At 39.3% G+C, this 13,053-nt stretch carries 6 protein-coding genes; all 6 read left to right on the plus strand.

The features are described 5' to 3' along the window. Window positions 1–482: 482 nt before the first annotated feature. The 6 genes from WKT12_RS13510 (at window position 483) to WKT12_RS13535 (ending at window position 12,997) form a co-directional block, all read left to right on the plus strand. The gene (locus tag WKT12_RS13510; protein ID WP_340320003.1) at window positions 483–3,938 is read left to right on the plus strand and encodes a SusC/RagA family TonB-linked outer membrane protein; all 3,456 of its coding nucleotides are present in this window, start codon (window positions 483–485) and stop codon (window positions 3,936–3,938) included. A 34-nt stretch (window positions 3,939–3,972) separates the two neighbouring features. Continuing rightward, entirely contained in the window at window positions 3,973–5,688 is a 1,716-nt protein-coding gene (locus WKT12_RS13515; protein WP_340320004.1) for a SusD/RagB family nutrient-binding outer membrane lipoprotein, read from the plus strand. 215 nt (window positions 5,689–5,903) lie between these two features. After that, on the plus strand, window positions 5,904–7,805 hold the full coding sequence (locus WKT12_RS13520) for an SUMF1/EgtB/PvdO family nonheme iron enzyme (protein ID WP_340320022.1): 1,902 nt from the start codon (window positions 5,904–5,906) through the stop codon (window positions 7,803–7,805). Between the two features lie 29 nt (window positions 7,806–7,834). Further along, entirely contained in the window at window positions 7,835–9,214 is a 1,380-nt protein-coding gene (locus WKT12_RS13525; protein WP_340320005.1) for an alpha-L-fucosidase, read from the plus strand. A 19-nt stretch (window positions 9,215–9,233) separates the two neighbouring features. Further along, the gene (locus tag WKT12_RS13530; RefSeq protein ID WP_340320006.1) at window positions 9,234–10,625 is read left to right on the plus strand and encodes an alpha-L-fucosidase; all 1,392 of its coding nucleotides are present in this window, start codon (window positions 9,234–9,236) and stop codon (window positions 10,623–10,625) included. A gap of 17 nt (window positions 10,626–10,642) precedes the next feature. Then, window positions 10,643–12,997 carry a glycoside hydrolase family 3 N-terminal domain-containing protein gene (locus WKT12_RS13535; protein WP_340320007.1) on the plus strand — a complete coding sequence of 785 codons (2,355 nt, stop codon included), beginning with the start codon at window positions 10,643–10,645 and terminating at the stop codon, window positions 12,995–12,997. Window positions 12,998–13,053 lie beyond the last annotated feature (56 nt).

Below are 13,053 nucleotides of genomic sequence, written 5' to 3' on the forward strand. Positions count from 1 at the left end.
TTGTATGCAAATGTACTAATAAAAAGTGATAAAATGGAAATCTGTGACAAAGTTATTGGTTTTATGCAAATTTGTTGATTGGGTATTGCCGGGTGAGCCGGATGAATATGCGGGGGGATTTTATGGGCACTATATATAATCTATGCTTTTTATATGTGATATGTGATATAAAAACTTTCGAAAAGATATATTAATAATGATCATTATATGAGTTGCCGTAAAAAATGATTTGCTAATCCTATATGTGTGGTGAGTTTGTTAAATGTTTGTGAATATTAGCTAAAATGAGGGAAAAATATATCTCTTATTGTGAATATTATTCTTTTTGTATAGATATTTTTTACAAAAAATACATAAAAACAATAAATCATAAAAAAAATTATTATCTTTGTTCACTGCTAAAGTAAAAAGTATATAAAATTTGCATTATTATTAAATAATAGTATCCGATTTAGGAAATCTTTAACTTAAAATATTGGATTATGTTAAAACGAATCAAGTCAGTCAGTATGTTGTTAGCTCTGGCAGGAGTGTCTTCTACAGGAGCAGCATATGCAGTAGCTGTGCCTGAGGTTGATGCAACTCAAAGTACACAACAACAAACATCTACCTGTACGGGTATCGTAAAGGATGCAACTGGCGAAACAGTTATCGGTGCGTCAGTAATAGTAAAAGGTTCTACCAATGGTACAATCACCGGTTTGGATGGTGACTTTTCTCTATCAGGGGTAAAGGTTGGTGATATCATTCAGATTTCATTTGTGGGCTATCAGACGTTGGAAGTTCCATTCAAGGGACAGCCTATTAATGTGACATTGCAGGATGATACACAGAAGCTGGAGGAAGTTGTTGTAACTGCATTGGGTATTAAAAAGGATGCTAAAAAGTTAGGTTATGCGGTAAGTACTGTATCGTCTGAGGATTTAACCAGAACAGGTGGTACGACTTTGGCAAGTGGACTTTATGGTAAAGCTACCGGTGTACGTATTCAGTCAGCTCCAGGTGGCGGTACTTCTTCTGTTTCAATTTCTGTACGTGGTCTTTCATCTATTACAGGTAATACTCAGCCGTTGATTATTATGGATGGTGTACCTATTCATAATGGTAATGCCAATAATAGCGATTATTGGGGAAGTCAGCGTATTGAATCTAACGGTATCGTCGATATTAACCCGGAAGATATTGAGAATATTTCTATTTTGAAAGGTGCGGCCGCTTCTGCATTGTATGGCTCTGAAGCTGCCAATGGTGTTGTGATGATTACTACCAAGAAAGGGAAAAAAGGTACCGGAACTCAGGTTGATTTCAGCGCAAATGTAAGTTTTGATAAAGTGGCTTATATGCCTGAAATTCAAAAAGAATATGGCCCTGGTTATGATAACTGGGCAATCGGAAGCAACTCTGATCCGCAGGCATTGACTGGTTTCCGTACGACACGTGTTGATTGGAATGGTAACCCTATTACAACTCCGAACCGTGAATCTTATTATTCTTGGGGCGCAAAATATGACCCTAACCAGATGGTGACCTATTTTGATGGTTCACAACGGGCTTATACTCCGATTGACCATAATCAGTGGGCTGATATTTTCCGTACCGGTGTGAATCAGACATATAACCTTTCTTTGACTAATAGCTCTGAGCGTAATAATGTACGTTTCTCGTATACATTTAATAATGCTGAGGCTATGCAGTATAATTCAAATAACCACAAGCACAATTTTAACTTGAATGGTACATTTGATGTGACAAAAAACATCAAATTGAACTATACGGCTACTTATACCAATCAGTATATCAAGAACCGTGCTTACCGTATCAGCCGTTTGACAAATAACTATAGTGGTATGTTCGGTGGATTTACAGATGTTGCTTATATTCGTGATCATACAATGACAAGCTTTGGTTATCGTAATAGTATTGCTGCTATCAATGGTGGTACTGCCAATACAATGACTCCTGAAGAACAGTTCTTGTATACTCCGATGGGATCAACATCTTTGATGGAAGAATATTTCTGGAATATTTTTGGTAAAGTTCAGGAAGAAAATCATCAGCGTTTTATTGGATCTGTTAACCCGACTTGGACTATTATTCCTGGATTGACTTTGAGCGGACGTTTGGCTACCGACTTGACAATTGATAAGATTGAAAATAAGGATAGTGCAGATAATGCTCATATCTTCTCGACTAATGGTCAGTATTCAGATGCCTATAGTCTAACTAATAGTCAGTATTCAATTGTATATGGTGATATTATGTTGATGTTTGATAAGACTTTTGGTGAAAAACATAATGTAACTGCTAACTTAGGTTGGAATGCTCGTCAGGAAAGCTATTATGAATCTAAAGTTGGTACTACTTTGGGTTTGACACAGGAAAATTGGTTTGATTTGGCTGCATCTGTGGGAACTAAGAGTGCTGAGATGGATAAATCAAGCTTGCTGAAGACTGGTGCTTTCTTGACTGCTAGTTACGGCTATGATGGATGGGGGTTTGTTGAAGGTTCTATTCGTCAGGAAAAAACGTCTACTTTGAAACATGGCAATAACTCTTTCTGGTATCCGTCTGCAAGTTTGAGTGTACTTTATACGGAATTGTTGAAGGAAAAGAATCCAAGCTGGTGGAACTATGGTAAGATTCGTTTCTCTTATGGTATTGTAGGTAACGCTCCTGAAATTTATGTTGCTAATATGGCATACCAGCAAGGTTCTTTGACGAGATCTACGGTTTATACTTACAATTATGTTCCTACAGAAATTGGTAACGAAAATATCAAACCGGAAACTAAACATGAATTTGAAGTTGGTATTGAGAATAAATTCTTGAATAATCGTTTGGGTATGGAATTTAACTTCTATTACAACGATATTAAAGATCAGATCCTTTCTACTACCAGTGCTGCTTCTATGGGGGCACAAAGCATGTTGATGAATGTGGGTGAACTTTCTAATAAGGGTATTGAATTAAATGTATATGGAACTCCTATTGAAACAAAAGATTGGAGATGGGATTTACGTGGTAACATTGCATGGAATAAAAATACTGTAAAGAAACTGGCTGACGGTCTGGATGTATTGAATCATGTTACATTGGACAACGGTGCTGCAGTACTCGAATCACATGTGGGAGAGTCTATGGGTGACTGGTATGCTTATACTTGGAAAACTGATGAAAACGGTAACTATATTGTTGGTAGTAACGGACTTTATATCGCAGATAAAACAGAGCGTCATAAAGTTGGTAACGCAATGCCTAAGTTTACCGGTGGTTTTGGTACCAGTTTGAGTTATAAGAACTTCACACTTGATATGTCATTTGATTTCCGTATTGGTGGTGATGTCTTGAACTTGCCGTGGCAGTACATGATGGATGCCGGTAACATTACCGATGCTATTGGTGTACGTGATTATTCTACAGGTGGTTTATTCTATTACAGTGACACAGAGAAAGTTTCAGATAAAGCTTCTATCCATGTACTGAGTGCTGCTGAAGCTGCACAGATTGCTGCTACTTACAAACGTGGTGACATGTACAACGGTCATTATTTGTGGGATAACGGTTTGATTCTTCCGGGTGTAAAAGAAGATGGAACTCCGAATGATATCGTGGTTACTCAGTTCGAGGCTAATGATAACCTTTATGGTTGGGGTACAGGAGCAAGCCAGTCTTATGCGGATGCTATTCAGAAAAACAGTTATATAAAATGTCGTGAAATCAGTTTGGCTTATACTTTACCGGTTAGTTTAACCAAGAAGTTTGCTTGCAACAGATTGACACTTTCTGCATTTGTACGTAACCCGTTCTATATTTATCGTACATTGAAGTTGTTCGATTCAGAAACATCCGATGCTACAAACTGGATTTACCAGGCTCAGGTAGGTGGCTCTACGGCTAGTGCTCGTACATTCGGTTTTTCTCTTCGTGCTAGTTTCTAATTATATTATTGTAGTTATTTAAAAAGAAAAATTTATGAAAAAGATATTTTCATTGCTTTTGGCTGGAATGGCTTTCTTGTCAGTGACATCATGCTCTGATGCTGACTATGACGAAAAGTATGCTGATCCTTCCACAACTGCAACAGTGGGTGTGCCGCAAGTATTCACTGCTGTAATGTATAAAGGTAGCTCTTGGATGGATTTGAAGTACTATCGTTATTATACTCAGTCCACAACATCAGGTACATTCTCTGGCATTATCGGAGATAGTAATAATAGAGGACGTTTTATGGGAGCTACCGAAGGTTATTTTAATACCCGTTGGCAAAACTTCTATGATATGGTAACCCAATATCGTTTATTGGAATATACTTATAATAATCTTACAGAAGAAGAAAAACCGGCAAATTTAATATTTGTTTATCTGGCGCGTACTTTGGTTGAAGCACAGCTTCATGAAATACTTTCCTTGTTTGGAGATGTACCTTTCAATGGTGCTGGTACACTTTGGATAGATGGTCAGTATGATGCAGCTAAAGAAAAATGTGTGTACGACGATGATGTAGAACTTTACAAACAGATCTTAGCTGATTTGAAAGAAGTTGGTGACTATTTGGCAGCTGGAGTTGATGCAACAAGTCTTTCTTCTTTGGCTCGTCAGGATTATTCTGTAGCTGCAGGTGATCCGGTTAAATGGCAGAAATATGTGAACTCTCTTCGTTTGCGTATCGCTCTTCATTTGGCAACTACCGGTGATTGTACTACTGTAGCACATGATGCTATCGCTGAAATTTTGAATAACCCTGATAAATATCCTTTGATTGATAATAACTCAGAGAATATGGGGGTTACTGCTGATACACAGACTGATGACTTTAACTTTGGAAAGAGTTTATCGCAGGCACTTCATACAGGTGATTACGCTGCTGGTTCTCAGACAGTGCTGAATGTGATGAATGTTCCGGCTAATGGTATACCTGATGAAAATACAGACCCACGTCTTCAGGTAATGTATGACTGTAATCCGGATGGTGAATATATTGCTTTTGATGTGAATATGACAAATGCTGAGATTACCAATCTGAGCGATTTGAAATTACAGGAATATATTAAAAGAGGTATTTTAACAGCTAATTATTACTGTAAGATTGACTCTCAGGCTGTAGCTGGTTGGGATGAATATCAAGGCAATGAAAACATCATGAGTCTTTGGATTGGTGCCGCTGAAGTAAGTTTAAGTAAAGCTGAAGCCTATTTGATGGGGTATGGTGTTACGCAGAATGAGGCTACTGCTAAGGAAAACTTTGTGAAAGGAGTTGAGCAATCTGTTGAATATTATTGGAATTTGAAAGAAACAAGTACTCTTTATAAAGAAGGTAATGATAGTTATGCTGCTTATCGTCCACTGGTGAAACCAACAGATGCAGAGATTCAGGCGTATATTGAGAAAATTTGGCAGCCAACACAAGAAGCTATTTGCTCTCAATTGTGGTTGAACTTTAGCTTTATGAATGAATTGGAAGCGTGGAATGTGGTACGTCGTACAGGTTATCCTGTTGTATCATTTGCAACCGATGATCAGGTGTCTAACTATCCGACTCCGCCGAATCGTTTGCCTTATCCAAGTGATGAATTGAGTTATAATACGGCGAATTGCCAGGCCGCAATTTCAAAGAATTATGAAGAATCAACAGGTTATTATACAAACCTTTTCTGGGCTAAGAAAACTTATTATAAATTAATAAAATAATACTGAATTTTAATTAGTCATAGAGAATGTAAAAACGGCTCCGGTTACTTTCATTAGTAGTCGGAGTTGTTTTTTTTAGGGTTTTTACTGAAATAGTTATTTATAGCTGTATTTTTGGTCAGACTTTTAAATCTTTTTGCATAAATAGTTATATTTGTATAATGAAATTAAAAACGGGTTAGGTTATGAAAAAGTTAGAGAAGATTATTTCGCTGATGATAGGAGCGGCGGCTCTGCATCCATTTTTTTCCTCTGCCCAATCTTTGATTGAAACAGTAGAGATTCCGGCGGGTACTTTTTATATGGGTAGCATAGGGGAGGGAGAAAATTTTGATGAAGCTCCTATTCATCGGGTGACGATATCACATGCTTTTCGGATGGGAAAAACAGAAGTGACTAATGCACAATATGAATTGTTTCGTCCAGAGCATCGGGCTTTACGTGGAAAAAATGGGGTGTCTGTAGAGGATGATGAGGCCGTAGTAAATGTGACCTATCAAGATGCTGTCGATTTTTGTAAATGGTTGAGTCAGAGAGAGGGAAAGACTTATCGCTTACCTACTGAAGCTGAATGGGAATATGCGTGTAGAGCAGGTACTTATACGGAATATTATACGGGTGATTATTTGTCGGAGTCAATGTGTAGAAATCAAGTTATTGCCCGGGATTATCAGAATGTGTCTTTAAAGGTAAGGGAAACTATTCCCAATACATTTGGGCTGTATGATATGCATGGTAATGTAGAAGAATGGTGCTTAGATTGGTATGGCCCTTATAACCCTGGCAACCAGACAGATCCGACAGGACCTGAAACAGGCTATTACCGAGTAACTCGCGGAGGTAGTCATCATACACCGGTACAATATTTAAGAAGTGCAAATCGTATGGCGATGCTCCCTGAAGATTGCCATTCATTGACGGGATTCCGGGTTGTAGAGTCGGATTTTTCTTTTCCTGCAAAAGCTCGGAAAGGCTTTTTTCGGGAGCCAGTCCCTTTTGTTATCGCTCCAATAGATCCGGATGTTCCTTTTTATAGCCACAATCATCAACCCTCTATTACCTGGTGCGATAATGGCGACTTGTTAGCTGTCTGGTTTTCTGCTAATCAGGAAAATGGCAGAGGAATGGTCGTTTTACAATCTCGTTTGAAGGCGGGGGCATTAAATTGGGAACCAGCTTCATTGTTTTTTAAGATTCCGGATCGGAATATGACCGGTAGTTCTATTTTTAATGATGGGAAAGGTACCTTGTATCATTTTAATGGAGTAGAGGCTGCTGGTGATTGGCAAAATCTGATGGTTGTGATGCGCACCAGTCGGGATAATGGATATACGTGGACTGTGCCTCGGATCATTGCTCCGGAACATACCAAACGTCATCAAGTTATATCAGGAACTATTCAAACCTCAAAAGGATGGCTTGTACAAGCATGTGATGCTGGTCCGGAAGGAAATGACGGAGCAGCTGTCCTGATAAGTAAAGATTATGGAGAAACGTGGAATGATCCATGGGATGGAACGCCAAAACCGCAGTTTGCAGCAGGTACTTCGGGAAGTACTATTGCAGGTATTCATGCTGGAATTGTGGAGTTAAAGAACGGTCAGTGGATGGCTTTGGGACGTGGAAATACAATTGTATCGGAAGATGGAAGCCGACACATGCCGATGAGTATTTCTTCGGATGGAGGCAAAACCTGGACCTATTCTGCTTCACCTTTTCCTCCAATTGATGGAGGGCAACGGCTCGTTTTGATGCGTTTGAAAGAAGGCCCTATCTTGTTGGTTTCGTTTACAGATCATCCACAACGGACTCCTGCAAATGAAAGAGGAATGTTGTTTCAGCGTGCAGATGGGACTTTTTTTCGTGGATATGGCCTTTATGCAGCTGTTTCATACGATGAAGGGAAGACTTGGCCAGTTAGAAAATTGTTGACGGATGGAGAACAACGTTTCTTGAATGGTGGTGCGTGGACAGGTAATTTTGAAATGGATGCAACACACGCAGAGCCGAGGGGATATATGGCAGGTATCCAGTCGCCTGATTCTACTATACATATTATAAGCAGTCGGTTGCACTATCAGTTTGATTTGACCTGGTTGGAACAGAAACCAGAATAAGTAATACCATAAAAAACAAAATTAAAAATATGAGAAAAATTAGAGGAATTGCAGCTTGCCTGATTGGGCTGGCTCTGTCGATGGGGGCTTATGCCCAAGACGATGCGAATAGCTTCGTACATAAGCAGTCTGATGGTTATGAATGGCCAACAGACCAGGCGGTCTTGAATAAACTGGATCAATGGCAGGACTTAAAATTTGGAGTACTGTTTCACTGGGGATTATATTCTGTTCCGGGAATATGCGAATCATGGCCTTTGTGTTCAGAAGATTGGATAACCCGTCCAATGGATTCATATTATGATTATAAGCGTTGGTATTGGGGATTTAGTGAAAAATTCAATCCGACAGCTTTTAATCCAGATCAATGGGCTGATATTATGGAGGCTGCTGGTATGAAATATATGATTTTCACAACGAAGCACCACGATGGTTTTTGTATGTTTGATTCCCAGTACACAGATTTTTCGATTGCTAAGGGACCTTTTGCCAATAATCCGAAAAAAGATGTTGCCCGTTATGTATTTGATGCTTTTCGGAAAAAGAATTTCATGATCGGGTGTTATTTCTCTAAACCGGATTGGCATTGTAAATGGTTCTGGAATCCATATTACGATACTGCTAGTCGTATGCAAAACTATAAGCGTGAACGCCATCCTGACTGGTGGAAGAATTATCAGGATTTTACATACAATCAGCTAATGGAACTTACATCAAATTACGGGAAGTTTGATATCTTATGGTTAGATGGTGGATGGGTGACTGGTGACGAGGTTAGACTAGACGAGGTTTTAACACACGCACGTAGTCATGGTCATGAAGGACTGATTTCTGTCGACCGTACCATCAAAGGTAAGAATGAGAACTATCAGACTCCGGAACGTAGTATTCCTGAGAAACAGTTAAATCATCCATGGGAAAGTTGTATTACGTTATCTCACAGTTGGGGATGGGTTCCTGATGCGAAATTCAAGTCACCTAATGAGGTTGTAGGGTTGTTGGCTGAGATTACGGCGAAAGGTGGATGCTTATTGTTGGGAGTAGGGCCTACTCCGGAAGGATTGATTCAGCCAGAGGTTGAGACCTGTTTGCGTCAAGTAGGAAAATGGTTGAAAACCAATGGGCAGGCTATTTATAATACGCGTATTACTTCAGTTTATAATGATGGAAAAACATGGTTTACTGCAAATAAAGATGGTAAAACGCTGTATGCTATTTATACTTTAGCAGATAATGAAAAATTGCCTGCTACAATTGAATGGGAAGGAAATATTCCAACTGGTACGATGAAATTATTGAATAAGAATATATCTGTACATTATCAATGTGTAGGGAATAAAGTGAAGGTTACTCTTCCAAAAGGTTTGGTTCAGGAGCCGTTAGCATTTCGTTTTACAGTAAAGAAATAATTTAATAACCAACTATATTATGAAAGGTATCAAACAAGTTATTTTATCTTGTCTGTTGGGAGTAGGGATTGCGGCTCCTATACAAGCTCAACAAATACAGGGATTTGTTCATGAACAGTCGAAAGCTTCAGATTATGTATGGCCTACAGATCCGCAGGTCTTAAATAAATTGGATAAGTGGCAAGATCAAAAGTTTGGTGTATTGTTTCACTGGGGACTTTATTCTGTTCCGGGGATTGTGGAATCTTGGTCTATTTGTTCGGAAGATGAAGATTGGATTCCAAGAGATACAACTATGTCATACGAAGAGTATAAAAAATGGTATTTCGGATTGATTGATAAGTTTAATCCTGTAAACTTCAATCCAGAACAATGGGCCGATGTTATGCAGGATGCCGGTATGAAATATATGGTATTTACGACAAAGCATCATGATGGTTTTTGTATGTTTGATTCTAAATATACCGATTTTTCTATTGCTCATGGAGCATTCAAGAATAATCCGAAGAGAAACATCGCATATTATGTCTTTGATGCTTTTCGCAAGAAAGGTTTTATGATGGGATGCTATTTCTCGAAACCAGATTGGCATTGTGAGTGGTTCTGGAACCCTTATTATGCAACTCCAAATCGTCGACAAAACTATAAGATCGATCAACATCCTGACTGGTGGAAAAACTATCAGCAGTTTACCGAGAATCAGTTAAATGAACTGATGGCTGATTATGGTAGTTTTGATATTTTGTGGTTAGATGGTGGATGGGTAACTGGTGATGACATCAATTTGGATCGTGTGCTGGAGAAAGCTCGTCAGAAACATCCTGGTTTAATAGCTGTAGACCGTAGTATTCGTGGAAAAAATGAAAATTATCAAACTCCGGAACGTGGTATCCCCGAAACTCAGTTGAATTATCCATGGGAAAGTTGTATTACGTTAAGCAACGATTGGGGATGGGTACCCAATGCCCCGTATAAATCTCCTGAAAAAGTCATTGCCATGTTGGCTGAAATCGTAGCAAAGGGAGGGTGTTTTCTCTTAGGTGTAGGTCCGACTCCTGATGGTATTATCGAGCAACCTGTGGTAGACCGTTTGCATAAAGTAGGCGAATGGTTGAGAAAGAATGGCGAAGCTATTTATAATACTCGTATCACTCCGAACTATAACGATGGAAAAACCTGGTTTACCGCAAATAAGGACGGAAAAACATTGTATGCTATTTATACTCCTTCCGATGGCGAAACATTGCCGGAAACAATTACTTGGAAGGGTAATTTGCCGAAAGGTAAAATCGTACTGTTGTGTAATGGTAAAAAAGTAAAATATCATACAGAAGGCGAACAAGTTACCATTACGCTTCCGAAAGGTTTGGCTGATGGACCATTGGCATTCCGTTTTGAATTGAAGAAATAACACTTATTCTGTAATTTATGAAAAAACATGTTATATGGATGGTATCTGCTTGCTGGATGTTAGGATTACTTTCAGTTCAAGCACAAAAACCTTTGTATAAACAGGCAAACGTCCCGGTAGAAGAACGCGTAAAAGACTTGCTTGGGCGAATGACTTTGGAAGAAAAAGTGGGGCAGATCTGTTGTCCGCTGGGATGGGAGATGTATACAAAGACTGGAAAAAACAGTGTGACAATCTCTGAGCTTTACAAGAAACAAATGGATAAGGTACCTATTGGTTCTTATTGGGCTGTATTACGCGCTGATCCGTGGACTCAAAAAACGTTGGAAACCGGATTGAATCCGGAACTGGCAGCGAAAGCTTTGAATGCATTGCAAAAATATGCGGTAGAGAGTACTCGTTTAGGTATTCCTGTGCTTTTTGCAGAGGAATGTCCGCATGGTCATATGGCAATCGGCGCTACTACATTCCCTACTTCTATCGGTCAGGCTTCTACTTGGAACGAGGCCTTAATTCGTCGGATGGGGGAAGTTATTGGATTGGAAGCTCGCCTGCAAGGGGCTAATGTAGGATATGGTCCTGTATTGGATATTGCCCGTGAGCCAAGATGGTCGCGTGTGGAGGAAACATTCGGAGAAGATCCTTACCTGACAGGAATTTTGGGTACTGCTTTTGTGCAAGGCATGCAAGGTACAGATATAAAGGATGGACGTCATGTTTATTCTACCTTAAAGCATATGGCTGCTTATGGTGTTCCAAGAGGGGGGCATAATGGAAATCCTGCTGACATTAGCATGCGTGCATTGCTGGATGAATATTTGCCGGGATTTCAACGTGCTGTTGAGGTTGGGAAAGCCGCTACTGTGATGACTTCATATAATTCGATTGACGGTGTTCCTTGTACAGGAAATCCTTATTTGTTGGATACAATTTTGCGTCAACGTTGGGGATTCGATGGCTCTGTTTATTCCGATTTGGTTAGTATTGATGGTATAGCTGGTACACATCACGTTGCAGCTACTGTGGAAGAAGCTGCTATACAAGCTATAAAAGCTGGTACTGACATGGATTTGGGAGCGAATGCTTACAGTAAATTAGTTGAAGCCGTTAAAAACGGTAAAGTGGATGAATCATATATCGACCGTGCTGTTTCGAATGTATTGCGTCTGAAATTCAAAATGGGATTGTTCGAGAATCCGTATGTATCTCCAGAACAAGCAAAAAAGATGGTGAACTCAGACGAACACAAACAAGTAGCCCGCGAGGTAGCTCGTGAAGGTACCATCTTATTAAAGAATACAGGGGTTCTGCCATTGAGTAAAGAATTAAAGAGTGTAGCTATTATTGGACCGAATGCTGATGTTATATATAATTATTTAGGTGATTATACAGCTCCACAGGAACGTTCAAAGGTGGTTACTTTACTTGATGCCATGCGTAACCGCTTGCCTAAAAGTAAGGTTTATTATGAGAAAGGTTGTGCTATTCGTGATACTACCAAGAGTGATATTTCGGCAGCGGTAGAAGCTGCCAATAAAGCAGATGTAGTAATTGTAGCGGTGGGAGGATCTAGTGCACGGGATTTTAAAACCAAGTATATTGAAACTGGAGCAGCTACAGTATCTTCTGAAGGAAACGAAGGTATTTCGGATATGGAATGTGGAGAAGGTTTCGACCGTTCTACCTTAGACCTATTAGGTGACCAGGAGAAATTAATTAAGGCTTTGGCTGAAACAGGAAAGCCGTTGGTGATTGTTTATATTGCTGGACGACCATTGAATATGAATCTGGCTTCAGAAGTCGGAGATGCGTTATTGATGGCTTGGTATCCAGGCGAACAGGGGGGGAATGGTATTGCCGATGTCCTGTTTGGTGATTATAATCCAAGTGGACGCTTGCCAATGTCTGTCCCTCGAAGTGTGGGGCAGCTTCCGGTACATTATTCGCAAGGTGTACAGCGTGATTATATGGATGGAGCAGGTACGCCATTGTATGCTTTTGGCTATGGATTAAGTTATACGACATTCGCCTATAGCAATTTGAAATTATTACCAGGAAACGGTAAGGATGTATTGCAGAAGGTTTCTTGCACGGTTACAAATACTGGTAATTGTGATGGCGTAGAAATAGCTCAGTTATATATTAATGATGAGGTTAGCTCTGTTGTTACTCCTCCAATTCGTTTGAAGGGTTTTCAAAGAATAGAATTGAAAAAAGGTGAAAGCCGTGAAGTTACGTTTGAATTAACGATAAAAGACTTATCGATTTATGATCGTAATATGAATTTTGTGGTAGAGCCAGGAATTTTTAATGTTATGATTGGATCTGCTTCTAATAATATACTATTGAAGGGAGCTTTTGAAGTTAAATAAGTTCAAGGCTTGTAGCCATAGATAAATTTTTATATTCAAAAATATTATAAGATAAA

It is taken from the genome of Phocaeicola sp. HCN-6420 (genome assembly GCF_037890145.1).
Classification (GTDB): domain Bacteria; phylum Bacteroidota; class Bacteroidia; order Bacteroidales; family Bacteroidaceae; genus Phocaeicola.

Excerpts from the sequence above, each read along its gene's own strand:
- WKT12_RS13510 (WP_340320003.1), top strand. The coding sequence starts at position 483 with ATGTTAAAACGAATCAAGTCAGTCAGTATGTTGTTAGCTCTGGCAGGA.
- WKT12_RS13515 (WP_340320004.1), top strand. The coding sequence starts at position 3,973 with ATGAAAAAGATATTTTCATTGCTTTTGGCTGGAATGGCTTTCTTGTCA.
- WKT12_RS13520 (WP_340320022.1), top strand. The coding sequence starts at position 5,904 with ATGATAGGAGCGGCGGCTCTGCATCCATTTTTTTCCTCTGCCCAATCT.
- WKT12_RS13525 (WP_340320005.1), top strand. The coding sequence starts at position 7,835 with ATGAGAAAAATTAGAGGAATTGCAGCTTGCCTGATTGGGCTGGCTCTG.
- WKT12_RS13530 (WP_340320006.1), top strand. The coding sequence starts at position 9,234 with ATGAAAGGTATCAAACAAGTTATTTTATCTTGTCTGTTGGGAGTAGGG.
- WKT12_RS13535 (WP_340320007.1), top strand. The coding sequence starts at position 10,643 with ATGAAAAAACATGTTATATGGATGGTATCTGCTTGCTGGATGTTAGGA.